Source organism: Sphingomonas sp. TDK1, from assembly GCF_001650735.1.
In the GTDB taxonomy this organism is placed as follows: domain Bacteria; phylum Pseudomonadota; class Alphaproteobacteria; order Sphingomonadales; family Sphingomonadaceae; genus Sphingomonas.
Map to the genome: position 1 here is coordinate 1 of NZ_LXVY01000020.1, position 22,187 is coordinate 22,187.

Here is a 22,187-nt window from a genome sequence, read left to right on the forward strand (position 1 = left end):
CGCTCCTGCGCCAGCAGCCAGCCCGAACCGTCGATGCTTTTGTCGAGCGCATCGGCGAACTGCTTGATCGCTTCCCGCACCGCGAATGTCCCAACTTCTTCCAGGCCGCTGGATATCAACGGTCAATGTGAAATTGCTCTAGAACAAAGGCCCGCTCAGCCCGCGAGCAGATCGCCCAGCTTGCCGGCCTGGATCGCTTCGAACGCAGACCCCAGCGCTTCGCGATACCGCGCATCCTCGGCCACGCGCGCCGGGAAGACCTGCCGCAGCGCCAACACCGCGTCGACCGGTGCCGCATCGGTGGTCGCTGCCGCCAAAACCTCCGCCAGCGGATCGGTGATCGTTTCCCCCGCCTTGGCCTTGGCCGCGAGGAAGGCGATCCACGCCGCCACCGGCACCGCCAGCCGCGCGACCGGCCGCCCGACATCCAGCGCCGCCGCCGTCGCGTCGAGCAGACGGTAGGGCAGCTTCTGCGACCCGTCCCAGGCGATCTGCGCGAGCAGGTGCCGTATCGCCGGGTTGCGGAATCGATCGAGCACGGCATCGACATATCCGGGCACGTCGAGCCCATCGACCGTGCCCAGCGACGCCGCGATATCCTGATGCGCCAGCCGCGTCACGAAGCCGCCGAGCGCCGTGTCGGACATCGCCTCGAACACCGTCTCATGGCCGAGCAGCAGGCCGATATAGGCAAGGCTCGAATGGCTGCCGTTGAGGATGCGCAGCTTGGCCTGCTCATAGCCGCGCACATCGCTGGTCAGCGTGACGCCCGCCGCGGCGAGATCCGGGCCGTCGACCATGTCGAAGCGCTGCAGCACCCATTGGGTAAAGGATTCGCGCTGCACTGCGCCCTTGTCCTCGACGCCGAGCGCACCCGCCACTTTGGCGAGGAAGGCCGCGTCGCTCGCCGGCGTGATCGAATCGACCATCGAATCCGGGAAGGCCACTTCCCTCGAGATCCAGTCGGCAAGGCCCGCGTCCCATTCTCGGGCGAGCGCGACGCAGGCGGCGCGGAGCTTGCTGCCATTGCCGGTCATATTGTCACAGCACAGCATCGCGAAGGGCGGCACGCCGCCCGCGCGGCGATCGGCGAGGCCGGTCACGATCCAGCCGATCACGCTCGCCGGCTCCTCCGGACGCGCGCGATCATGGACGATGTCGGGATGGTGCATGTCCAGCGTACCGTCCCCACCCAGGCAATAGCCCTTCTCGGTCACCGTGCTGGTGGCGATCCGCACCTCGGGGCTGGCGAGCAGGGCGCGGAGGCGGGCGCCCTCGCCCGGCCCGATTGCGTCCGAATGCGCCGCGATGATGCGGGTCGAAGGCGCGCGGTCGATCACCGCCAGCGTATAGAGACCGTCCTGTGCCTTGAGCGCATCGGTGGTGGTACCGCTGCGCAGCGAGACCGCGGCGATGCCCCAGCGCGGATCGCTGTCCAGCACCCTGTCGATGAACGCCGCCTGGTGGGCGCGGTGGAAGGCGCCGGGGCCGAAATGGACGATACCGGTACGGATCGCGGCCAGGTCGTGGCCGGGGCGGAGGATGCCGGCAGGAAGCCCGGCGAGCGTCGCGCGCGAAAGCGTGGTCATATGGTCAGGCCAATCAGACCCGACGGGTAAAGTCAATCGCGCGCAGGACGGTGGAGACCGGGCAGCAAGGGCGATTCGAAGTTTGGACGCTTCTCCCGCGTGCCGCGCGGCAGGAAGAAGCGCACCTGCCGGTTGGGGAAATCGATCTCCACCCGGCGGAAGCTGCGCATCGCGTCCATGCCCAGCATGATCGCCGGTCGCTTGACGAGGCCAAACCGCTTGAACGGCTCCGCTTCGGCAAAGGCCACCGGTAGCGCATCGAATGCGACGTTGCTCACCCGCATCGCCGGGACATGGCCATATTGCGCCTGGGTCTTGCCGCCGTCGACGCTGGTCAGCTCGATCGTCTGCAGCACGCCCACGCTCTTGCCGACCTTCCGGCGTAGCGCCTCGTTGCCCATCGTCACCTGCGAGCCGGTGTCGAGTACCACCTGCACCCGACTGTTGGCGTAATAGGCGTCGGTGACGATCAACTGCCCGAACTGATCCTTGGCGGAAACGATGATCTCGTCCGGATCGTGCTTCTCGTTCCGCTTCCGCTTCACGCTCGGCCGCACCGCCATGGTGCCGGTATCGAAGTCGATCGTGACCTGATGGTCGCGCAGCGTATCGATGCCGAGCAGCCCGGCCGCGCCGATGTTCGCCGCATCGAACGCCGGCGCTATGATCGCATGCGCCGTGCCGATCGACTCGATCTTCAGTTCGGGGACAATGACGGTCGCGACTACGCTGCGCCCGGTCATCGAGGTGACGTGCACCGTCCCGCCTGCCGCAAGCCCCAGCCGCCCGGCCAGTTCGCGCGAGACGACGGTGCGTTCGGCCCCGGTATCGATGATGAAGTTATAGGGCCCCTGCTGCGTGATCGCGACCGGTACCGTGAGCCGGGCGCTGGTCTCGCCGAGCGCCAGCTGGATGGCGTCCGGCTGCGCCGCGGCAGGCGCGCCTGCCGGATCCGTGGGCGTCCCGGGTCCGCTCGCCAGCAGGCCAAGCGGCAGGGCCCAAAGGACGAGCGAGGAAGAGACTCCGAACATTGCGGGAAAATACGCCTGTCCATGCTGCGCAGCAATCCCGCAAAAGAACGGGCTTAGTCGAGCCGCATCGCCTCGGCGGCAATGGCCTCCGCTTCTTCGAGCAGCGCATCTTCGGTGGCGCCTTGCGCTACCGATTCCCGGCCGATCATGATCAGCACCGGCACTGCCAGCGGGCTCACCCGTTCCAGATCGACATGCAGCATCCGCTCCCCCGCCTCGTCGAGCAGCCGGGCGAGGCGGCCGACATCGGTCATCTTGGCGCGCGCATCTTCCCAGGCGGCGCGCAGCAGCAGGTGGTCGGGCTCGTATTTCCGCAGCACGTCGTAGATCAGGTCGGTAGAGAAGGTTACCTGCCGCCCGGTCTTCCTCTTGCCCGGATGCTGGCGCTCGACCAACCCGCCGATGATCGCCACTTCGCGGAACGCGCGCTTGAGCAGCGCCGAGCCCTGCACCCAGTCGACGAACTCATGTTCCAGGATGTCGGGCGAAAAGAGCGGGTGCGGATCGGCGATCTTCTCCAGTCCGTACACCGCCAGCGCATAGTCGTTGGCGACGAAGCCCAGCGGCTTCAGCCCCATCGCCTCCATCCGCCGCGTGACCAGCATGCCGAGCGACTGGTGCGCGTTCCAGCCTTCGAAGCTGTAGATGACGAGGTGGTGGCGGCCTTCGTGCGGGAAGGTCTCGACCAGCAATTGGCCGGGCGCGGGGAGCGTCGAGCGACGGTCCTGCGTCTCCAGCCATTCGCGCACGTCCGTCGGGAAGCGGGCCCATTGGCTGCGATCGAACAGGAAGGTCCGCACCCGGTCGGCAAGGTTGGCGGTGATCGCCAGGCGCGCGCCCATATAGCTCGGCACCCGCGCCTGCTTGGCGGTGGCGCGGACGATCAGGTCGGTCGCCTCCACCCGCTCCACTTCCAGCGCGAGCCCGCCGAAGAAGAAGGTATCGCCGGGCGAGAGCGCGGCGGCGAACCCCTCCTCCACCTTGCCCAGCCGCTTGCCGTTCTTGAAGCGCACCTCGAGCATCGGCGATTCGACGATGATCCCGGCGTTGAGCCGGTGTTGCGCAACAAAATTGGGCTGGGTGACGCGCCAGACGCCGTCCTTGCCTTGGGTCAGCCGCTTGAACTTGTCATAGGCGCGCAAGCTGTAGCCGCCATCGGCGATGAAGTTCAGGACCCGGTCGAACACCTCTTGCGAAAGCGCCGAATAGGGCAATGCTGCACGAACTTCCTGCAGCATATCGGCGGCGAGGAAGGGTGCGGCGCAGGCGCAGCCCATCACATGCTGGGCCAGCACGTCGAGTGCGCCGGGGCGGAAGATGTCGGGGTCGAGCTCGCCCGCCTCGACAGCGTCGAGCGCCGCGCGCGCCTCCAGATATTCGAATCGGTTGCCCGGGATCAGCACCGCCTCGCTCGCCTCGTCGAGCCGGTGGTTGGCGCGGCCGATCCGCTGGAGGAGCCGCGACGAGCCCTTGGGCGCGCCCATCTGGATCACGCAATCGACATCGCCCCAGTCGACGCCGAGGTCGAGGCTGGCGGTGGCGACCAGCGCGCGCAGCCGCCCGTCGGCCATCGCCTGCTCGGCCTTTTGCCGCGCCTCCAGGCTGAGGCTGCCATGGTGCACGCCGATCGGCAGCTTGAGATCGTTGACCTTCCACAATTGCTGGAAGACGAGTTCGGCGAGGCCGCGCGTGTTGCAGAAGACGATCGTCGTCCTGTGCGTCTCGATCTCCGCCATCACCTGCGGGATGGCATAGATGCCCGAATGCCCGGCCCAGGGCACGCGGCCTTCGGGGAGCAGGATCGCGATGTCGGGATCGGCACCCTTCTCGCCCTGCACCAGGGTGACCGCATCGATATCGCCATAGGGCGCGAGCCAGGCGCGATAGCCGTCCGGATCGGCAACGGTGGCGGAGAGCCCGACCCGGCGGAAGCCCGGCGCCAGCCGCTCCAGCCGGGCGAGCGCCAGCGCCAGCAGGTCGCCGCGCTTGCCCGTGGCGAAGGCGTGGATCTCGTCGATCACCACCGTCTTCAGCCCGGCGAACATCGTCAGGCTGTCCTCATAGGAGAGCAGCAGGCCGAGCGATTCGGGGGTGGTCATCAGCACCTGGGGCGGGCGGGCGCGCTGGCGGACCTTCTTCTCGTGCGGCGTGTCGCCGGTGCGCGTCTCGACCCGGATTGGCAGGCCCATCTGCTCGATCGGGGTCAGCAGGTTGCGCTGCACATCCACCGCCAGCGCCTTGAGCGGCGAAATGTAAAGCGTGTGCAGCCCCTCGGCCGGCGCCTCGATCAGATCGGCCAGCGTCGGCAGAAAGCCCGACAGCGTCTTGCCCGCACCCGTGGGCGCGACGAGCAGCGCATGCCGCCCCGCGCGTGCGGCGGCGAGCATGTACCATTGATGCCGCCGCGGCGCCCATCCGCGCGCGGTGAACCAGTCGGCCAGAGGTGCGGGGAGATCGGCGGGCACGGATCCTATGTAGGGAGCGCGCAAGCGTCTGTGGAGGCGCTTCCCTTCTCGCCCTTCCCATGCTCCATTGCGCGCAGGGCAAATGGGGAAAACCGGATGAAGATGCTTCTCGCCACCGCCGCGCTCGCGCTCGCGCTCGCCGCACCCGCCGCTGCGCAGACGCGGCCGGACCAAGCCAAGTTCTTCGAACTCTACAAGGAACTGGTCGAGACCAACACCGTGGTGAATGTCGGCAGCTGCACCCAGGCGGCCGAGCAGATCGCCGCGCGGCTGAAGGCGGCCGGTTTCAAGGACGAGCAGCTCACGCTGTTCTCCACCCCCGAGCATCCCAAGGATGGCGGGCTGGTCGCGGTCTATCCGGGCACGTCGAAAAAGGCCAAGCCGCTGCTGCTGCTCGCGCATCTCGACGTGGTCGCCGCCAAGCGCGAGGACTGGACGCGCGATCCGTTCAAGCTGATCGAGGAGAATGGCTATTATTACGCCCGCGGCACCGCCGACGACAAGGCGATGGCGGCGGTCTGGGCGGATGCGCTGATCCGCTTTCAGCAGGCGGGGTACAAGCCCACGCGTACCGTGAAGCTGGCGCTGACCTGCGGCGAGGAGACGACCTGGGCGTTCAACGGCGCCGAATGGCTTGCCAAGAACAAGCGCGACCTGATCGACGCCGAATTCGCGCTCAATGAAGGCGGCGGCGGCAAGTCGGACGGGCATGGCAAGGTGCTCGTCCAGAGCATGCAGGTCGGCGAGAAGGCGGTGCAGAATTTCCGCCTCGAGACCACCAACCCCGGCGGCCACAGCTCGATCCCCGTGCCGGAGAATGCAATCTACGAACTGGCCGATGCGCTGGTGAAGATTCGCGCCTATGACTTCCCGCTGGAGCTTTCCGACACTACCCGCGCCTATTTCCTCACGGCAGGTGCGGCGCGGAAGGACGCGCTGGGCAAGGCCATGGTATCGATCGCGGTCGACCCGCAGGACAAGGCGGCCGAAGCCCTGCTCAACGGCGACCGCGTCTATCACTCGATGCTGCGCACCACCTGCGTCGCGACGCTGCTGGAGGGCGGCCATGCCAACAACGCGCTGCCGCAGCGCGCGGCAGCCAACGTCAATTGCCGCATCTTCCCTGGCCATAGCAGCGAGGAGACGCAGCGGGCGCTCGCCGCTGCGATCGGCGACGCGAAGGTCAGCATCACCCCGGTGCCGCCGCTGCGCCCGATCGCGAAGCCGCCGACACTGAACCCGAAGGTGATAAAGCCCGCCGAGACGCTGGTAGCGAAATACTTTCCCGGCGTGCCGCTGGTGCCGACCATGTCGACGGGCGCGACCGACGGCATCTTCCTCGCCGCCGTGGGCATCCCTACCTATGGCGTGCCGGGCGCCTGGGGCGATCCCGACGGCAATGGCGTACACGGGCTGAACGAGCGGATCGAGATCCGCTCGCTCTACACCGGCCGCGACTATCTGTTCGATCTGGTGAAGGCGTACGCCGAGCAGGAGTGACGCTCAGGCAGGCTCCACCCTGCCGTCCGCCACGCGGTAGCGGGTGGCAGTGGCGGGGACCGCCTCGAACAGCGCGGGTTCGGTGCCGGTCATCCATACCTGCCCGCGCCCCGCAAGCCGCTCGAACAGCGCCGCGCGGCGGCCGGGATCGAGATGGGCTGCGACCTCGTCGAGCAGCAGGATCGGCGGGGTGCCGACGCGGTCAGCGACCAGCTCGGCATGGGCGAGGACGATGCCGAGCAGCAGCGCCTTCTGCTCGCCGGTGGAGCAGAGATGCGCGGGCTGGGCCTTGTCGAGATGCGCGACCTGCAGATCGGCGCGGTGCGGCCCGGTGAGCGTCCGCCCGGCGGCGGCATCGCGGCGACGGCCCTCGCGCAGCGCTGCGGCGAGCGCGGGGGCGTCGCCCTGCCAGCCTTCCAGCGCGAGACCCGCACGCGCGAACGGCCCCACTGGCTGGTCGGCAAGCCGGGCACCCAGCGCCGCCACTGCCTCCCGGCGAGCCGCGTCGATCGCGGCGCCATGCTCTGCCATCCGCGCCTCCAGCGCATCGAGCCAGGCCGGGTCGGGCGGCAGCTCGTCCGCCAGCAGGCGGTTGCGCTCGCGCATCGCCGCTTCGTAGCGGGTCGCCTCATGCGCGTGACGGGGATTGAGCGCGAGGGTCAGCCGATCGAGGAAACGGCGGCGGTCCCCCGGCGCTTCGAGGAACAGCCGGTCCATCGCCGGGGTCAGCCACAACACCACCAGCCATTGCGCGAGGCTGGTCGCCGCCGCCGTCGCGCCGTTGACCCGCACGATCCGCCGCTCCGGCGCATCGGCACGGGTGCCGGTGCCGATCTCGGCCGCGTCGAGCGTCGCGGCGATGCCGAAGCCGCCCGGCCCGCCCTGCCGCGCCATTTCGCTCAGTGGCGCCCCGCGCAGGCCACGGCCTGGCGCAAGCAGCGATACCGCCTCCAGGATGTTGGTCTTGCCCGCGCCATTCTCGCCGCTCAGCACGACGAAGTCCGCACCGGGCGTCAGCAGGGCATCTTCGTGGTTCCGGAAGTCGGTGAGAAGGAGACGCTTGACGGACATGCCAGCGGCTGTAGCGCAGCACCTTGCCCACGAACACCGCTTGGCAGATAGATCGTGGCGAAGGGATAGAAACACATGATCCGCAAGACTCTCACCATTGCCACGCTCGCGCTGGTCGCGGCCTGTTCCAAGGCGCCCGAAGACGTGACCGCGCATTACGCTGCCGCCGGTGGCCGCGGCACCATCACCGTCAAGGCTGCCGCCAATGGCGATGCCAAGGTGGAAGCCGGCCCGCAAACGCTGATCCACAAGGGCGGCACCGATTACGTCGTGATCACCGACGGCAACGACAAGTTCGCCGCGAGCTTCGCCGATTTCGTCGGCGCCACGCAGGACATCGCCAAGGCCAAGGGCATGAAGCCCCAGGCGCTGCCGCAGGATCCGGAATATGAAGCGGTCCAGGTCGGCGAGGAGAAGGTCGGCGACCAGAAGGGCACGATCTGGAGCGTCCAGCCCAAGGGCAACCCCAACGGCGATTCGATCCGCATCGTCGTCAGCGACGACGCACGCCTGAAGAACATCGCCGCGGCGATCAGCATGCAGACCAAACTGACCGGCGCGCGCATGGCGACCGTGTTCACCAGCGTCCCCAAGGCCGAGAAGGTGCTGGAAGACGTGATCGCCAAGGGCGCCGTGCTCCGCCTCGGCGAAGCGCTGACGCTGCAGGACGTGAAGCCGGGCGCGATTCCCGCCAGCGAGTTCGCGCTGCCGACCGTTCTTGACCGTGCCGCGCTCCGCAAGCGGATCGAGGACCAGGCCAACAAGGCGCTCGAAGCCGCCAAGGCCGCTGGCGACAAGGCCGGTGCCGCACCGGCCGAGGGTGCGCCTGCTGCGCCCGCTCCCGCCGCGCCGGCAGCGACTCCGGCCGCGAAGTAAATCGCCGTCGACCATGAAAAAGGGCGCTCCGGCTTCGGCCGGGCGCCCTTTTTCTGTTGTCCGCCGGGAAGGCGCCCCAGTCTAAAGCGCCCCGATCCCCGCCTCGGCCAGCCGGGCCTGGGCAACGCGGTACCGCTTCGGCTCTGCGATCCCCAGCCGAGCGCGAGCCGCGTCCAGCGGCTCCTCGAGCAGTTGCTCATAATCCTCGGCGTGGAGCCAGCCGGCACGCTTGCCGTGGCGATAGCCTTCCCAGATTGCCTTCACGCAATCGAGCCGCCCGGTGGTGCGGATACTCTTGAGCGCACCGCCGATCGCGATGAAACCCCAGCCGGTGCCGCCGGTCTGCGCATAGGAAAAGGCGACCAGGCACAGCTCGCCGAGATGCTCGTCCGCCTTGTAGCCGGTTAGCACGTGCCAGAGATCGTGGATGTCGCGCTCGCGCCGGCCCATCCAGGCATAGGGATGCTCCACCTCGATGCCCTGGAAGCCGCCCTCGACCATGCTGACCTGCACCAACCCGTCCGCCGAATAGCCGGTCGAGTCGAGGAAATCGCGATAGGCGGCGCCGAGCGTGCCGGGCGCGAAGCTGTCGATCCAGCCGCGGTCGGAGAGCCGCTGGGACAACTCCAACCTGCGATAGGCAAGCCTGCCGCCACCCGGCATGCTGAGCAGCTTGCGATAGTTGCGCTGGCTGACATCGCCGTTGAGCGCGCGCATGATGCGGAAGACCTGTTCGGTATCGTCGCCATTGGCGAGCAGCCGGCGAAGCGCGGACAGGGCGGTGCCCCATTCGCGCTTGAGCGGGACGCCCGGGTTGATCAGCGGTTGCGGTGCCTGAGTCGCCATGCTGTTCGATCCGTGTAACTGACAGGCATGTAAATAGCAGAGCGGCGACGCGGATTCAACGCCGGGCCTGCATCCGGTTTGAGGCGGACGACGGATCCAGGGAGATCCGCCGCCCGACCCCAAGTCCCGGAAGTGCGACCCTCGGGGCTTGGCCCTCCTTATGGTCGCAAGCTGGCGACCGGCAAAGCCGGGGAAAGCGCGGGGGGCACTGGAAAGCGGCCGTCAACCATGGACATACCGCTGAATTCTAACGAAAAACCGGTGCGGGATCAGACCCGCATCGGCATCAATACGTAGAGCGCGGGCGAGCTGTCATTCTCGCGGATCAGCGTCGGCGCAGCCGCATCGGCGAGGTGCACCTCGACGAGATCGCCTTCGATCTGGCCGAGAATGTCCATCAGGTAGCGGCTGTTGAAGCCGATTTCGAAACCCTGCGCGGCATATTCGCCGGGCACTTCTTCCGCCGCCACGCCGTTCTCGGGGCTGGTGACCGAGAGCACGACCTTGTCGCGCTCCAGCGCCATCTTCACCGCGCGGGTCTTCTCGGTCGCGATCGTCGAGACGCGGTCGACGCCCTGCATCAGGCTCTTCGGATCAAGCTTGAGCAGCTTGTCGTTGGCGGTCGGGATGACGCGGCTGTAATCGGGGAAGGTGCCGTCGATCAGCTTCGAGGTCAGGATCGCCTGGCCCAGGTCGAAACGGATCTTCGACGGCGACAGCGACACGCCCACCGAGCCATCGACCTCGTCGAGCAGCTTGCGCAGCTCGGCCACGCACTTGCGCGGCACGATCACGCCCGGCATCGCATCGGCGCCGTCCGGGCAGGGCACGGTGACGCGTGCCAGCCGGTGGCCGTCGGTCGCCGCCGCGCGCAGCATGCGGCTGGCATCGTCGGTCACGTGGAAGAAGATGCCGTTCAGATAATAGCGCGTCTCCTCGGTGGAGATCGCGAAACGGGTCTTGTCGATGATCTGCTTGAGCGTCTCGGCGGGCAGCTCGAACGTGGTCGGCAGCTCGCCCTCGGCGATCATCGGGAAATCGTCGCGCGGCAGCGTGCCGAGCTGGAAGCGGGCGCGACCGGCGACCACCGTCAGCTTGCCCTCGGCCGCGGTGAGCACCACCTGCGAACCCTCGGGCAGCTTGCGCACGATATCGAACAGCGTGTGCGCGGACACCGTCGTCGCGCCGACCTGGTCGACCGCGGCGGGGATCGTCTCGTCGATCTGCAGATCGAGATCGGTCGCCATCAGCCGGATCGTGCCGCCCAGCTGCGCATCGATCAGCACGTTGGACAGGATCGGAATCGTGTTGCGCCGCTCGACCACGGACTGGACGTGGCTCAGGCCCCTCAACAGAGTTGCGCGTTCGATCGTCGCCTTCATGTACCTCAAACCCCCGGGCCGTCGCCCTACTTCTCACCCGGCGCGACCCGGCCGGTGGCAATGCGCCATGACGTACCCTTAACGCGAAAAAGGGCCGGAGCAAGCCGCTCCGACCCCCTTTTCCACAGTCAAACTGCCTTTTCGGCGATCAGAAGCGGACGCCGAGGCCCGTGATGATCTGGTGACGCTCCGGATCGACGCCATTGGTCTGCGAGCCATAGTTGGAATAGCGATATTCCGCCTTGGCGAAGACCTGGTTGGTCAGCTTGAACTCGGCACCGGCGCCCAGACGCCAGCCGCCGAGATTGTCGCGCTCGCGGAAGGAGAGCGCCGGGGTGGTGGCGGGCGAGTCATAATCGGTGATGAACTGGGCGTTGGTGTAGCCGGCCTTGGCGTAAATCAGCGTGCGCGGGTTGGCGACGAAGCCGAGACGGCCGCCGACATACAGATCGCGGCCCGCCTTCACGCGCAGCCGGTCGCCCGGATTGAGCACGTTGCTGGTGCGGTCGCTAATGCTCGAACCGGTCACTTCGCCCTCGACGCCGAACACCGTGCTGCCGCGCTGGATGTCATAGCCGATATTGCCGCCGAAGGTGACGCCGTCGCGCGATGCATCATAGCTCGACTTGTCGTTGACGCGGTCCCAGCCGACGATCGCCTCGGCGTGCGATCCGGCGAAGCTCTGGTCCTGCGACTGGGCGAAGGCCGGCACGGCAAAGGCCGACGACGCGATCAGAGCGGCGATGAAAAGCTTGGTACGCATGATGTTACTCCTCACTGAAGCCGCACCGACAGGGTGCGGCCTGACTTCAACCGCAACCCTCGGGAGGCTTTGGCTGGACGCTCGGTATCGAGGGGAAGGGGCGGGCCAACGCGGGCGCCGCGACCTGTTCTTCCTCCCATTCGCTCCCGGCGTGCTCCGCGAGCGGGGGGACGGATGCACCCCGCGCCCTGTCGGGGGCATGAACGAATCAGGGCCAAAACGGGGCATTGCGTTTCCCGGGGTTTCGCCCGAGAGACATGGCCCATGGCCAGCACCCGGAAAGGCCGCGACTTTGTCGCGCGGCATGGCGAGACCGTGTTCAACATTGCCCGGCGAATGCAGGGCGACCATCCCCATACCCCGCTGACCCGCGCCGGCTTCGCCCAGGCCGATGCGATGGGCGCGGCGCTGCGGGAACTGCTCGGGCCCAAGCCCAAGCTGACGCTCTGGGCCTCCAGCGCGGGCCGCGCGCTGCAGACGCTGGCGATCATCGCCGAGCATCTCGAGCTCGACTGGCACCAGACGCGCACCGACGACCGGCTGGTCGAGATCGGCATGGGCGCATGGAGCGGGCGCTATTATGCCGATCTGGAGCGCGAGGTGGGCAGCTTCCTTGATGCCGAGCACGGTCTCTACACCCGCCCGCCGGAGGGCGGCGAATGGTATGATTCGATCGCGGCACGCGTGTCCGCCTGGCTTGCCGATACCGACGAGGATCCCGGCGACCGGCTGGTGATCATGCACGGCATGTCGAGCCGCATCCTGCGCGGGGTGATGACCGGCCGCGACGTGCTGCCCCAGTTCGACGCGCCCGTCGCACCGGACCTGCCGCAGGGATCGATCGTCCGGATCGAGGGCGGCGTGGAGACGGTGGTACATCTCGGCACCGGGCGCGGCGCGGCGCCAGCATGATTCTGGTCCTCGCGCTGCTCGCGCTGGCGGGGCCGCGCGAGACGATCGGGATTTTCGAGCGCTGGGGGGCGTTTCGCGACGTCGCGCCGACGCGCTGCTTCGCGGTGGCGCGACCGGCCGACATCGCGCGGCGGGGCGAGGCCTATGTCAGCATCGCGAGCTGGCCGGCACGTGGCGTGCGGCACCAACTCTATGTCCGTCTCAGCCGCGCGCGGGCGGACCATGCGCGGGTAATGCTGGTCGCGGGCGAGCGGCGCTTCGAACTCACCGCCAGCCGCCGCGATGCCTGGGCACCCGATGCCCGCACCGATGCAGCGATCGTCGCGGCGATGCGCGAGGGCCGGGCGCTGAGCGTCGAAAGCGTCGACACGGCAGGTGTGCCGTTCGTCGACGGCTATGCGTTGCAGGGGGCGGCGAGCGCGATCGACGCCGCGACGCTGGCCTGCCTCTGACGCCGCAACCACGGCACGGCGCGCGCGCCCTCCGCAAAGCGGCGGGGAAGGTGACGAAACCACTGGCACGAAACGCCCCACGCACTATCTTGTCGGCGTGCGATCCCCGACCGTCTCCGCTCGCCTCGCTGATGGCGTCGCCTCGATCCCGGCGGCGCAGTGGGATGCCTGTGCCGGGCGCGACAACCCGTTCCTCAGCCATGCCTTCCTTTCGATCCTCGAAACCTCCGGCTCGGCAACTGCGCAGACCGGCTGGCAACCGCTTCCCATTGTCGTCGACGGGGCGGACGGCGCGCCCGCTGCCATCGCGCCGGCCTATGGGAAGAGCCACAGCCAGGGCGAATATGTATTCGACCACAGCTGGGCCGATGCCTGGGAACAGGCGGGCGGTCGCTATTATCCCAAACTGCAGGTGGCGGTGCCGTTCACGCCGGTGCCGGGGCCCCGGCTGCTGCTGCGCGACCCCGCCCAGGCACCCGCGCTGATCGCCGCGATCGAGGCGGTGGTGGACCAACACGGCCTGTCCTCGGGTCACGCGACCTTCGTCGAGGAAGCGCAGGTCCCGCTGTTCGAGGCGGCGGGCTGGCTCATCCGAACCGGCACCCAGTTCCACTGGCAGAATGACGGCTATGCGGACTTCGAAGAATTTCTGGGCGCCCTCGCCAGCCGCAAGCGCAAGGCGATCCGCAAGGAACGCGCCGCCGCGGTGGAAGGCCTGACCATCCGCCACCTGACCGGCGCGGAGGTAACCGAAGCGCATTGGGACGCCTTCTGGGCCTTCTACCAGGATACCGGCAGCCGCAAATGGGGCCGCCCCTATCTCACCCGCCGCTTCTTCTCGATGCTGGGGGAGGCGCTGGGCGATCGGGTGCTGTTGATCTTCGCCGAACGCGACGGTCGGCCGATTGCCGGCGCGTTGAACCTGATCGGCGCCGATGCGCTCTACGGCCGCTATTGGGGCTGTGTGGAGGACGTGCCGTTCCTCCATTTCGAGCTCTGCTACTACCAGGCGATCGACGCCGCGATCGCGCGCGGCCTGCCCCGGGTCGAAGCGGGTGCGCAGGGGGAGCACAAGCTGGCGCGCGGCTATGTGCCGGTGACCACCTGGTCGGCGCACTATCTACCCGACCCAGGCTTCCGCCGCGCCGTCGCCGACTTTCTGGTGCGCGAGCAGCAGGCGGTCGAACGCGAGCAGGACTATCTCGAGGCGCTGACCCCCTTCCGCAAGGCGGAATAGACTAGGCTTGAGCCGAGGTCGCCGTTCAGGCCGCCTCGTTCCGCTTCTTCAGCTCGTCGCGAATCTCGCGAAGCAGCACCACATCGGCCGGATCGGGCGCGGGCGGCGTGACGCCGCTGGCCTTGTCGCGCTCGGCGGCGGCCAGCACCTTGTTCACCGTGCGCACCAGCAGGAATACGATGAAGGCGAGGATCAGGAAGTTGATCACGACCGTGATGAACTGGCCGAAGCCGATCAGCGGCACGCCCGCCGCCTTGAGTGCGGCATAGTTGGAGGGCGAACCCGTGTAACCGGGCGGGATGGCGCCGAGACGCAGGAAATAGCCGGAAAAATCGACGCCGCCGAAGATCCAGCCGACCAGCGGCATGATCATATCGTCGGTAAGCGACTTGGTGATGTTGCCGAACGCTGCGCCGATGATCACGCCCACCGCCAGGTCCAGCACGTTGCCGCGTGCGATGAACGACCGGAATTCCTTCAACATTCGCCACCTCTCCCTTTGCGAAGGCGTCGCGACCTTGCCGAAGTCCCGTGCGGACGCCAACCCCCGGCGACCGATTTCGCTTCCGTCTGCCGGTGTGGGCGTCGTATAAGACACCCCGTTGATGGGATTTGGAGGAACCGATGAAGTTTCGTACCGCACTCGTGCCGATTGCAGCGCTCTCGCTCTCGGCCTGCGGACTCAACAGTGTTCCCACCGCCGAGGAGAATGCCAAGGCGAAATGGGCGGACGTGCAGGCCCAGTATCAGCGCCGCGCCGACCTGGTGCCGAACCTGGTCGCGACGGTGAAGGGCGCCGCCGCCTCCGAAGGCAAGATCCTGAGCGATGTGATCAATGCCCGCGCGAAGGCGACGTCGATCCAGGTCACCGCAAACGACCTTACCGACGCGAACAAGGTCCAGCAGTTCCAGCAGGCGCAGCAGCAACTCGGCGGCTCGCTCTCGCGCCTGCTCGCGAGCGTCGAGGCCTATCCGGACCTCAAGAGCCAGGCAAACTTCACCACGCTGATGAGCCAGCTGGAAGGTACCGAGAACCGGATCACCATCTCGATCCGCGACTATAACCAGGCCGTGCAGGACTATAACACCCGCATCCGCACCTTCCCCGACGCGGTCGGCGCCAAGATCTTCTACGGCGCCAAGCCGATGACGCCGTTCCAGGCCAAGGCCGGCGCGGACGTGGCGCCGACGGTCAACTTCGGGAACGGCAACTGATCCACGCGGCGCTCCTTGCGAGCGCCGTGCTGTTGCACGGCTGCCCCGTCGCGAAGGTGACACCGGCACCGCCGGTCGCCGGCGGCCGCGAGCTCCAGCGACCTTTGCCACGACTGACCGGCAGGGTAATGGATAGTGCGCACCTCCTCTCGCCCGCGCAGGTGGCCACCCTCACCCGGCGGCTTGCGCAGGCCGAGGTGCGCACCTGCCATCAGGTCGTGATCGTGACGGTGCCGAGCCTCGCGGGTGAGCCGATCGAACGTTTCGGGCAGCGAGTGGGTGATGGGTGGGGGATCGGCAGGCGCGGCTATGACGATGGCGTGCTGCTGATCGTAGCCCCCGCCGAACGCCGGGTACGGATCGAGGTAGGCAATGGCCTGCACAAGGCACTGACCGACGCCGAGTCCGCGCGGATTATCCAGAACGACATCCTGCCGCGTTTCCGGAAAGGCGCGATGGCCGATGGCATCGATGCCGGCGCTACCTCCATTCTTCGTGAGATCAGCTGATGATCCTGTTGCGTTTGCTTCTGGCCCTGCTCGTCCTGACGCCGTTGCCGGCGCTGGCCGACCCGACCTTCCCCAAGCTTACCGGTCGCGTGGTCGACGACGCGCATCTGCTTTCGCCCGAGCAGGTGGCGCAGCTCACCCGGCTCTCGACGGAGGTCGAGCAGGCGTCCAGCCGCCAATTGGTCGTAGCGACGATTCCGGACCTGCAAGGCTATGACATCGCCGATTATGGCTATCAGCTCGGCCGCGCTTGGGGGATCGGGCAAAAGGGGGCGAGCAACGGCATCATCCTGATCGTCGCGCCAGCGGACAGGAAAGTGCGGATCGAGGTCGGCTATGGCCTCGAACCGATCATGACCGACGCGCTTTCAAACCAGATCATCAGCCAGGTCATCGTGCCGAAATTCAAGGCCGGCGACATGGCGGGCGGCATCGTCGCCGGCGCGCAGGCCATTGCAGAGCAGATGAAGCAGCCGCTCGAGGCTGCGGAGCAGAAGGCGAAGGCCGCGCAGGATGCGGCGACCAAATCCTCCGCGCGAAAGCGGCAGGGCGGTGGGCTGCCGATCGGGCTGCTGTTCTGGTTCATCATCCTCGTCGTCATCCTGGTGCCGATGCTCGCGCGCTTCGGCGGGCGGCGTCGGCCCGGACCGTGGGACGGCCAGGCGTATCGCGGGCGCGACAACGATAGCGGCGTGCTGCCCATCGTGCTGTGGACCATTGCCAGCGAGATCGGCCGCGCGGCGAGCCATCGCGACGATGACGACGACCATGGCGGCTGGGGCGGCGGCGGTGGCGGCTGGGGAGGCGGCGGCGGTGGCGGCTTCTCCGGCGGCGGCGGGTCGTTCGGCGGCGGCGGCGCTTCGGGGAGCTGGTGAAGATGCGATTGACCGATCAGGACCGCGCGCGAGTCGCGGCAGCCGTGGCGCAGGCCGAACGGGGTACCAGCGGCGAGATCGTCACGGTGCTCGCCCGGCGTTCGGACGACTATGCCGATGTCGCGCTCCACTGGGCGGTCCTCGCCATGCTGCTGGTGCTGGCGCTGCTCGCCTGGCAGCCCTGGCCGATCGAGTGGCTGCACACGCGGCTGATCGATTCCTGGGCGCAGACCGTGCCGGCGCACTGGTATCTCACCGCCGCGCTGGTGGTGACCGCACTCACCTTCCTGCTCGTGCGGGTGGTACTCGCCAAGGACGCGCTCAGGATCGCGCTTGCGCCGGGATCGACCAAAACGCGCCGGGTCCATGCCCGCGCGCTGGCGCTGTTCCGCACGGCGGCGGAGAAGCGCACGACGGGCTCGACGGGCGTGCTGCTCTACCTGAGCCTGGCCGAGCACCGCGCCGAGATCCTCGCCGATTCGGCGATCCATTCGCGGGTCACGCCGGAGGTATGGGGCGGGGCGATGGCGGCATTGCTCGCGGACGTGAAGGAAGGTCGCCCGGCCGAGGGCATGGCGGCCGCGGTCGCCCAGATCGGCATCGTGCTCTCGGAGCATTTCCCCCGCGCCGCAGACGATGTGAACGAGCTTCCCGATCGCCTGATCGAGCTTTAAGGCACGGCCCATGACCGACGAACCGATCGAGACCCCCTGGGCGGGCAAGTGGATCACTGTGCGCCGCCAGGGCAAATGGGAATATGTCGCCCGCGCCAGGGGCATCCGCGCGGTGGTGATCGTCGCCATCGACGATCAGGACCGGGTGATCCTGGTCGACCAGTATCGCGTGCCGATGGGCCGCCGTTCGATCGAGCTGCCGGCCGGATTGATCGGCGATACCGAAGTGGGCGACACGGTCGAAGCCGCGGCGCGTCGTGAGCTTGCGGAAGAAGCCGGCTATGCCTGCGAACGCGTCGAGGAACTCGGCGAGTATTTCGCCTCGCCCGGCATGGTCAGCGAGAGCTTCACGCTGGTCCGCGTGCACGGCCTTACGCGAATCGGTGACGGCGGCGGCGTGGATGGCGAGGACATCAACGTCCATCATGTGCCGATGGCCGAGCTGCCCGCATTCATCGCCGATTGCCGCGCGCAGGGCATGGGCGTCGACGTCAAGATGCTGCTGCTACTCAGCGGCGCGCTGCTCGGGCGCGCCGGCTAAGCCCTGCGATCAGCGGAAATTGTCGGCGTAGGCCTGCAGCTTGAGCTTGCGCTGCGGCGCCGGCACGACGTGATAGGCATAGCCTTCGCGCTCGGCATACTCCTTCGCCGCTTCCAGCGTCGGGAAGGAAATGCGGACCTGGTTCGCGGTCTCGCCGCCGCCGGCCCAGCCGGTCAGCGGATCGGGCCGCTGCGGCGTGTGCGGCTCGAACTCGAGGACCCAGTTGTCGGTCCGGGCGCGGCCGGACTGCATCGCGTTCTTGACGCGCTGATAGATGCGAGCGGACTTCATGGGGGCACCCTTTAGCGCGCCCCGCGCGCCCTTGCATCAGCGTTTTTCGTCCGTAGCGTCGCGGAGGCCGCCGCCGGGTCGTCGGGCCAGGGGTGGCGGGGATAGCGGCCGCGCATTTCCTTGGCGACCGCCGCCCAGCTCCCCTTCCAGAACCCCGGCAGGTCGCGCGTCGTCTGGATCGGCCTGCCCGCGGGCGACGTGAGGCTGAGCACCAGCGGGACATGGCCGCCGATCATCGGATGCTCGGCGAGGCCGAACAGCGCCTGGACGCGCACTTCCACGGTGGGACCGGCTTCGGCGGCATAGTCGATCGGATGGGACGAGCCCGCAGGCGTCTCGAAGCGCGCCGGGGCGAGCCGGTCGAGCGTCTTCAGCCCGTCCCAGCCGAGCAGGTTCTGCAGCGCCTGGGTGAGCGATTCGGGTGCCACCGCATCGAGCCGACGCTTGCCCGCCAGTGCGGCGGGGAGCCAGTCGTCGAGCGTGGCGAGCAGCGCTTCGTCGGTCAGCGCGTCGATGCGCGCATAGGCGCCGCGGGTGCGGAGCGCCTGAGCGGTGTCGGACCAGGGGAGCAGATGCAGGCCGTGGGTGCGAACGCCCTCCAGCAGCGCCGATTCGATCTCGGCGGGTGTCGCGCCCGAGTCGCTGCCGCCGGAGAGGCGAACGGCGCCCAGCCGGCGTTCGCGCAGCGCCTCGATACGGCCGGTGGTCGGATCGAAGGTCACGGCGCGGCGAGTCTCGATACGATCGGCGAACAGCGATTCGACCGTGGCCGCGTCGATCGGCGCGGCGGAAAGGATGCGCGCGCCGGCGGCCATGCCCTGCGTCTCGGCGACAGCAAGCCAGTCGGCGCGGGCGAGCGGCGAAGTCGGGTCCAGCTTGAACCCGCGGCCGCCGACCGAGGCCCAGGTCTCGCCCGAGCCGTCGCGGCGCTTGGCGACGCGATCGGGGAAGGCGAGCGCGACGCAGAGGGCGACATCTTCTCCCTGCGCTCCCCCTCCCGCGCGCGGGAGGGGGCCGGGGGGTGGCCCCCCGGCCGCCGCACCGGAATCCCGTGTGGAGCGCGGGGGCCCACCCCCTAGCCCCCTCCCGCTCGCGGGAGGGGGGACCAGCCTGCTCCACCGTTCCGCCAGGCGCCGCCCATTTTCCGCCCGCTGGCCGCGCTCGCCCTTCCAGCGGCGCAGGCGCAGTTCGAGATCGGCGTCACTGCCCCCCAGCCCCCGTTCGCCGAGCAACACCGCGACCTCGGCCGCGGTCCGCGCCAGTCCGCGCTCGCTCGCGCGGACCAGCATATGGCCCAGCCGCGGCGGCAGCGGCAGGCGGGCGATCGCCTTGCCGTGGTCGGTCGGGCGACCGTCGCCGTCGATCGCCTCCAGTGCCCCCAGCCGCGCCCGCGCCTCGGCGATCGCAGCTTCCGGCGGCGGATCGAGCCAGGCCAGCTGGCGCGGATCGGTCACGCCCCAAAGCGCGCAATCGAGCATCAGCGCCGACAGGTCGGCCTCGAGAATTTCCGGCGGATCGAAGCGCGGCAGCCCCGCCGTAGCCGCCTCTTCCCATAGCCGATAGGCCGTTCCCGATCCCTGCCGCGCCGCACGCCCCGCCCGCTGCGTGACCGCCGCCTGGCTGGCCCGCTCGGTCACCAGCCGCGTCATCCCCGCCGCACGATCATAGCGCGGCCGCCGCGCCAGCCCCGAATCGACCACCACGCGGATGCCGTCGAGCGTCAGCGAGGTCTCGGCGATCGACGTCGCCAGCACGATCTTGCGCCGCCCCTCGGGATCGGGTGCGATCGCGGCGCGCTGGGCCGCGGGCTCCAGGCTGCCGTGCAGCCGGTGCAACACCGCGCCGCCTACGTCGCCCAGCCGCTCCGCTGTCCGCTCGATCTCGGCCACACCCGGCAGGAAAGCGAGGATGCCCCCCTCCTCTTCGCGCAGTGCCAGCCGCACCGCGCCCGCCACGCTATCCTCGATCCGCGCTTCCGCCGCGCGGCCGAGATGGCGCAACGTCAGCGGGAAGCTGCGGCCTTCGCTCTCCACCACCGGCGCATCGCCCATGAGTCCCGAGAAGCGGGTACCGTCGAGCGTCGCCGACATCGCCACCAGCCGCAGGTCGGGCCGCAGCGCGCCCTGCGCATCGAGCGCCAGTGCCAGCCCGAAATCGCTGTCGAGGCTGCGCTCATGCACTTCGTCGAACAGCACGGCGGAAACGCCAGCCAGCTCCGGATCGGACTGGATTCGATTGACGAAGATTCCCTCGGTAACGACCGTCACCCGCGTCGCCGCCGTGCGCTTGGTGTCCATTCGCGTGGCATAGCCGAAGGTCCTGCCGACCCCCTCGCCCGCGAGCGCCGCCATCCGCTCCGCGGCCGCGCGCGCCGCCAGCCTGCGGGGGGACAGCAACAGGATTTCTCCGGTGCACCACGCCTCGCCGAGCAGCGCCGGTGCCACCGCCGTGGTCTTGCCCGCACCCGGCGGCGCGACCAGCACGGCATTGCTATCCCCACGCAATGCAGCGAGCAGCGCCGGCAAAACCGCGTGGATCGGCAGGGGTGACGTCATTCGGCTGCAACCATTCGGGACAAGCGTGGTTAGGCGGACTCACCGCCAGAGGAGCGCGACATGGCACGAATCCTTTCCCAGTTCACCATCACCCCCGATAGCGACGGCGATTACACCCTCCACCTCGAGGACGAGGACGGCGAAACGATCGAAATGACGGCGAGCTACGAGCAGCTCGACCTGATCGTCGAAGCGATCGAGGACGTGCTCGACATGGACGAGGAAGACGCCCTCGAAGTCGACGCGGACGAAGAAGAGAAGACGACCGACGAATAATCCGTCGGCACCTTTTGATGACCGCATTTTCCGAGTCGCGGATCGCGAGCGATCCACTGGAAAATGCTCCGGCCGGCGCGCGTCAGTAGGCGCGCGCCACCGCGAATTCCACGGCTTCCACCATCGCGTCCTTCGCCTCGCAGGCGCGGAAGCCGCCCAGGGCGTCGATCGCGCGCTGGCCGTAATGCCGGGCACGGGCGAGCGTATCGTCCACCGCGCGACAGCTGCGCACCAGCCGGATCGCCTCGGCGAAATCCTCGTCCGAGATGCGGCGCCCCGAAATCGCTTCCTTCCAGAAGCCGCGTTCCGTCTCGTCGCCGCGCGCGTACGCCAGGATCACCGGCAGCGTCATCTTGCCTTCGCGGAAATCGTCGCCGGCATCCTTGCCCATGGTCGACGCGTCCGAAATATAATCGATCGCGTCGTCGACCAGCTGGAAGGCGATGCCGAGGTTGCGGCCATAGGCGTCTAGCGCCAGCTCTTCCGCCTCGGGGCGCTCGGCGACCACGGCAGCGACGCGGCAGGCAGCGGCGAACAGCGCGGCGGTCTTGGCACCGATGATGTCGAGATAGCGGTCCTCGGACAGGTCGATCCGGCGGACCGCGGTCAGCTGGTTCACTTCGCCTTCCGCGATCACCGCGCTAGCGTTCGACAGGATGTGGAGCGCCTTCAGGCTCTCCGCCTCGACCATCAGCTCGAACGAGCGGCTGAACAGGAAGTCGCCGACCAGCACGCTGGCCGGGTTGCCCCAGATGATGTTGGCAGTGCGGCGGCCGCGGCGCAGGTCGGAACTGTCGACCACGTCGTCATGGAGCAGCGTCGCGGTGTGGATGAACTCCACCGCGGCGGACAGCTTGTGGTGGCGCGTGCCCGAATAACCGAGCAGCCGGGCGCTCGCGAGCGTCAACATCGGCCGCATCCGCTTGCCGCCGCCCGCGATCAGGTGACCGGCAAGCTCCGGAATCAGCGGGATTTCCGACTGCATGCGATCGAGGATCACCGCGTTGACCAGGTTCATGTCCTGGGCGACCAGCGCCATGATCGGATCGAGCGAGGGCTGGGTTCGCGACCCCAGGCGGTGGACGGTAGCGCTCATATGCAGGTGCCTCTGGCCTTTGTGCATTGCA

At 68.4% G+C, this 22,187-nt stretch carries 22 protein-coding genes; 11 read left to right on the top strand and 11 right to left on the bottom strand.

Annotated features, from left to right (window positions below; genetic code table 11):
• Positions 1-155: 155 nt before the first annotated feature.
• Genes A7X12_RS11780 through A7X12_RS11790 form a run of 3 tightly spaced genes read right to left on the bottom strand, consistent with a single transcriptional unit; the run spans position 156 to position 5,085 of the window.
• The gene (locus A7X12_RS11780) at positions 156-1,589 is read right to left on the bottom strand and encodes a mannitol dehydrogenase family protein (protein ID WP_064311830.1); all 1,434 of its coding nucleotides are present in this window, start codon (positions 1,587-1,589) and stop codon (positions 156-158) included.
• A 32-nt stretch (positions 1,590-1,621) separates the two neighbouring features.
• Complete coding sequence (locus A7X12_RS11785) at positions 1,622-2,620, bottom strand: aspartyl protease family protein (RefSeq protein ID WP_064311831.1); 999 nt, start codon at positions 2,618-2,620, stop codon at positions 1,622-1,624.
• A 53-nt stretch (positions 2,621-2,673) separates the two neighbouring features.
• Positions 2,674-5,085, bottom strand: coding sequence for a ligase-associated DNA damage response DEXH box helicase (locus A7X12_RS11790; RefSeq protein ID WP_084445385.1), 2,412 nt, complete (start codon positions 5,083-5,085; stop codon positions 2,674-2,676).
• 96 nt (positions 5,086-5,181) lie between these two features.
• Between A7X12_RS11790 and A7X12_RS11795 the strand changes: the two genes are divergently transcribed.
• Positions 5,182-6,585, top strand: a complete 1,404-nt coding sequence (locus A7X12_RS11795; protein ID WP_064311833.1) for a M20/M25/M40 family metallo-hydrolase — start codon at positions 5,182-5,184, stop codon at positions 6,583-6,585.
• A gap of 3 nt (positions 6,586-6,588) precedes the next feature.
• On the opposite strand, the gene recF is transcribed toward A7X12_RS11795, so the two are convergent.
• Complete coding sequence (gene recF, locus A7X12_RS11800) at positions 6,589-7,656, bottom strand: DNA replication/repair protein RecF (protein ID WP_064311834.1); 1,068 nt, start codon at positions 7,654-7,656, stop codon at positions 6,589-6,591.
• Between the two features lie 75 nt (positions 7,657-7,731).
• Between recF and A7X12_RS11805 the strand changes: the two genes are divergently transcribed.
• Positions 7,732-8,532 (top strand): hypothetical protein, encoded by an 801-nt coding sequence (locus A7X12_RS11805; RefSeq protein ID WP_064311835.1) that lies wholly within the window; start codon positions 7,732-7,734, stop codon positions 8,530-8,532.
• Between the two features lie 81 nt (positions 8,533-8,613).
• Here A7X12_RS11805 and A7X12_RS11810 read toward each other — a convergent pair whose 3' ends face one another.
• The 3 genes from A7X12_RS11810 to A7X12_RS11820 all read right to left on the bottom strand — a co-directional run bounded on the left by A7X12_RS11810 (position 8,614) and on the right by A7X12_RS11820 (position 11,523).
• Positions 8,614-9,378: a Coq4 family protein gene (locus tag A7X12_RS11810; RefSeq protein WP_064311836.1), complete on the bottom strand. Its 765-nt coding sequence runs from the start codon at positions 9,376-9,378 to the stop codon at positions 8,614-8,616.
• Positions 9,379-9,647: 269 nt separating this feature from the next.
• Positions 9,648-10,760 (bottom strand): DNA polymerase III subunit beta, encoded by a 1,113-nt coding sequence (dnaN, locus tag A7X12_RS11815; protein ID WP_064311837.1) that lies wholly within the window; start codon positions 10,758-10,760, stop codon positions 9,648-9,650.
• A 148-nt stretch (positions 10,761-10,908) separates the two neighbouring features.
• Complete coding sequence (locus A7X12_RS11820) at positions 10,909-11,523, bottom strand: outer membrane protein (protein ID WP_064311838.1); 615 nt, start codon at positions 11,521-11,523, stop codon at positions 10,909-10,911.
• A gap of 264 nt (positions 11,524-11,787) precedes the next feature.
• Between A7X12_RS11820 and A7X12_RS11825 the strand changes: the two genes are divergently transcribed.
• The 3 genes from A7X12_RS11825 (at position 11,788) to A7X12_RS11835 (ending at position 14,124) form a co-directional block, all read left to right on the top strand.
• Entirely contained in the window at positions 11,788-12,435 is a 648-nt protein-coding gene (locus A7X12_RS11825; RefSeq protein WP_064311839.1) for a histidine phosphatase family protein, read from the top strand.
• Positions 12,432-12,887 (top strand): hypothetical protein, encoded by a 456-nt coding sequence (locus A7X12_RS11830; RefSeq protein WP_064311840.1) that lies wholly within the window; start codon positions 12,432-12,434, stop codon positions 12,885-12,887. Before A7X12_RS11825 ends, A7X12_RS11830 begins: the two co-directional genes overlap by 4 nt.
• Before the next feature lie 97 nt (positions 12,888-12,984).
• Complete coding sequence (locus A7X12_RS11835) at positions 12,985-14,124, top strand: GNAT family N-acetyltransferase (RefSeq protein WP_064311841.1); 1,140 nt, start codon at positions 12,985-12,987, stop codon at positions 14,122-14,124.
• A gap of 25 nt (positions 14,125-14,149) precedes the next feature.
• On the opposite strand, the gene mscL is transcribed toward A7X12_RS11835, so the two are convergent.
• Positions 14,150-14,608, bottom strand: a complete 459-nt coding sequence (mscL, locus tag A7X12_RS11840) for a large conductance mechanosensitive channel protein MscL (protein ID WP_064311842.1) — start codon at positions 14,606-14,608, stop codon at positions 14,150-14,152.
• Between the two features lie 140 nt (positions 14,609-14,748).
• On the opposite strand from mscL, the gene A7X12_RS11845 reads away from it, so the two are divergent.
• The 5 genes from A7X12_RS11845 (at position 14,749) to A7X12_RS11865 (ending at position 17,938) form a co-directional block, all read left to right on the top strand.
• Positions 14,749-15,339, top strand: a complete 591-nt coding sequence (locus tag A7X12_RS11845; RefSeq protein WP_064311843.1) for a LemA family protein — start codon at positions 14,749-14,751, stop codon at positions 15,337-15,339.
• Between the two features lie 128 nt (positions 15,340-15,467).
• Positions 15,468-15,848 carry a TPM domain-containing protein gene (locus A7X12_RS11850; protein WP_157105586.1) on the top strand — a complete coding sequence of 127 codons (381 nt, stop codon included), beginning with the start codon at positions 15,468-15,470 and terminating at the stop codon, positions 15,846-15,848.
• Complete coding sequence (locus tag A7X12_RS11855; protein ID WP_064311845.1) at positions 15,848-16,723, top strand: TPM domain-containing protein; 876 nt, start codon at positions 15,848-15,850, stop codon at positions 16,721-16,723. The genes A7X12_RS11850 and A7X12_RS11855 overlap by 1 nt, the downstream gene beginning before the upstream one ends.
• Positions 16,724-16,725: 2 nt before the next feature.
• Positions 16,726-17,397 carry a TPM domain-containing protein gene (locus tag A7X12_RS11860; protein WP_084445387.1) on the top strand — a complete coding sequence of 224 codons (672 nt, stop codon included), beginning with the start codon at positions 16,726-16,728 and terminating at the stop codon, positions 17,395-17,397.
• A 10-nt stretch (positions 17,398-17,407) separates the two neighbouring features.
• A complete protein-coding gene (locus A7X12_RS11865) occupies positions 17,408-17,938 on the top strand; it encodes an NUDIX hydrolase (RefSeq protein ID WP_064311847.1) in 531 nt (176 codons plus the stop codon).
• A gap of 9 nt (positions 17,939-17,947) precedes the next feature.
• Here A7X12_RS11865 and A7X12_RS11870 read toward each other — a convergent pair whose 3' ends face one another.
• Entirely contained in the window at positions 17,948-18,229 is a 282-nt protein-coding gene (locus tag A7X12_RS11870) for an ETC complex I subunit (protein WP_064311848.1), read from the bottom strand.
• 11 nt (positions 18,230-18,240) lie between these two features.
• Entirely contained in the window at positions 18,241-20,784 is a 2,544-nt protein-coding gene (gene hrpB, locus A7X12_RS11875; protein ID WP_064311849.1) for an ATP-dependent helicase HrpB, read from the bottom strand.
• A 60-nt stretch (positions 20,785-20,844) separates the two neighbouring features.
• Between hrpB and A7X12_RS11880 the strand changes: the two genes are divergently transcribed.
• Entirely contained in the window at positions 20,845-21,060 is a 216-nt protein-coding gene (locus tag A7X12_RS11880; RefSeq protein ID WP_064311850.1) for a hypothetical protein, read from the top strand.
• An 82-nt stretch (positions 21,061-21,142) separates the two neighbouring features.
• Here A7X12_RS11880 and A7X12_RS11885 read toward each other — a convergent pair whose 3' ends face one another.
• The gene (locus tag A7X12_RS11885; protein ID WP_064311851.1) at positions 21,143-22,156 is read right to left on the bottom strand and encodes a polyprenyl synthetase family protein; all 1,014 of its coding nucleotides are present in this window, start codon (positions 22,154-22,156) and stop codon (positions 21,143-21,145) included.
• Between the last annotated feature and the right edge of the window lie 31 nt (positions 22,157-22,187).

What these genes read in the sequence shown, in the direction of transcription:
- A7X12_RS11780 (WP_064311830.1), bottom strand. Translation starts at nt 1,589, where the DNA reads ATGACCACGCTTTCGCGCGCGACGCTCGCCGGGCTTCCTGCCGGCATC.
- A7X12_RS11785 (WP_064311831.1), bottom strand. Translation starts at nt 2,620, where the DNA reads ATGTTCGGAGTCTCTTCCTCGCTCGTCCTTTGGGCCCTGCCGCTTGGC.
- A7X12_RS11795 (WP_064311833.1), top strand. Translation starts at nt 5,182, where the DNA reads ATGAAGATGCTTCTCGCCACCGCCGCGCTCGCGCTCGCGCTCGCCGCA.
- recF (WP_064311834.1), bottom strand. Translation starts at nt 7,656, where the DNA reads ATGTCCGTCAAGCGTCTCCTTCTCACCGACTTCCGGAACCACGAAGAT.
- A7X12_RS11805 (WP_064311835.1), top strand. Translation starts at nt 7,732, where the DNA reads ATGATCCGCAAGACTCTCACCATTGCCACGCTCGCGCTGGTCGCGGCC.
- A7X12_RS11810 (WP_064311836.1), bottom strand. Translation starts at nt 9,378, where the DNA reads ATGGCGACTCAGGCACCGCAACCGCTGATCAACCCGGGCGTCCCGCTC.
- dnaN (WP_064311837.1), bottom strand. Translation starts at nt 10,760, where the DNA reads ATGAAGGCGACGATCGAACGCGCAACTCTGTTGAGGGGCCTGAGCCAC.
- A7X12_RS11820 (WP_064311838.1), bottom strand. Translation starts at nt 11,523, where the DNA reads ATGCGTACCAAGCTTTTCATCGCCGCTCTGATCGCGTCGTCGGCCTTT.
- A7X12_RS11825 (WP_064311839.1), top strand. Translation starts at nt 11,788, where the DNA reads ATGGCCAGCACCCGGAAAGGCCGCGACTTTGTCGCGCGGCATGGCGAG.
- A7X12_RS11830 (WP_064311840.1), top strand. Translation starts at nt 12,432, where the DNA reads ATGATTCTGGTCCTCGCGCTGCTCGCGCTGGCGGGGCCGCGCGAGACG.
- mscL (WP_064311842.1), bottom strand. Translation starts at nt 14,608, where the DNA reads ATGTTGAAGGAATTCCGGTCGTTCATCGCACGCGGCAACGTGCTGGAC.
- A7X12_RS11845 (WP_064311843.1), top strand. Translation starts at nt 14,749, where the DNA reads ATGAAGTTTCGTACCGCACTCGTGCCGATTGCAGCGCTCTCGCTCTCG.
- A7X12_RS11850 (WP_157105586.1), top strand. Translation starts at nt 15,468, where the DNA reads ATGGATAGTGCGCACCTCCTCTCGCCCGCGCAGGTGGCCACCCTCACC.
- A7X12_RS11855 (WP_064311845.1), top strand. Translation starts at nt 15,848, where the DNA reads ATGATCCTGTTGCGTTTGCTTCTGGCCCTGCTCGTCCTGACGCCGTTG.
- A7X12_RS11860 (WP_084445387.1), top strand. Translation starts at nt 16,726, where the DNA reads ATGCGATTGACCGATCAGGACCGCGCGCGAGTCGCGGCAGCCGTGGCG.
- A7X12_RS11865 (WP_064311847.1), top strand. Translation starts at nt 17,408, where the DNA reads ATGACCGACGAACCGATCGAGACCCCCTGGGCGGGCAAGTGGATCACT.
- A7X12_RS11870 (WP_064311848.1), bottom strand. Translation starts at nt 18,229, where the DNA reads ATGAAGTCCGCTCGCATCTATCAGCGCGTCAAGAACGCGATGCAGTCC.
- hrpB (WP_064311849.1), bottom strand. Translation starts at nt 20,784, where the DNA reads ATGACGTCACCCCTGCCGATCCACGCGGTTTTGCCGGCGCTGCTCGCT.
- A7X12_RS11880 (WP_064311850.1), top strand. Translation starts at nt 20,845, where the DNA reads ATGGCACGAATCCTTTCCCAGTTCACCATCACCCCCGATAGCGACGGC.
- A7X12_RS11885 (WP_064311851.1), bottom strand. Translation starts at nt 22,156, where the DNA reads ATGAGCGCTACCGTCCACCGCCTGGGGTCGCGAACCCAGCCCTCGCTC.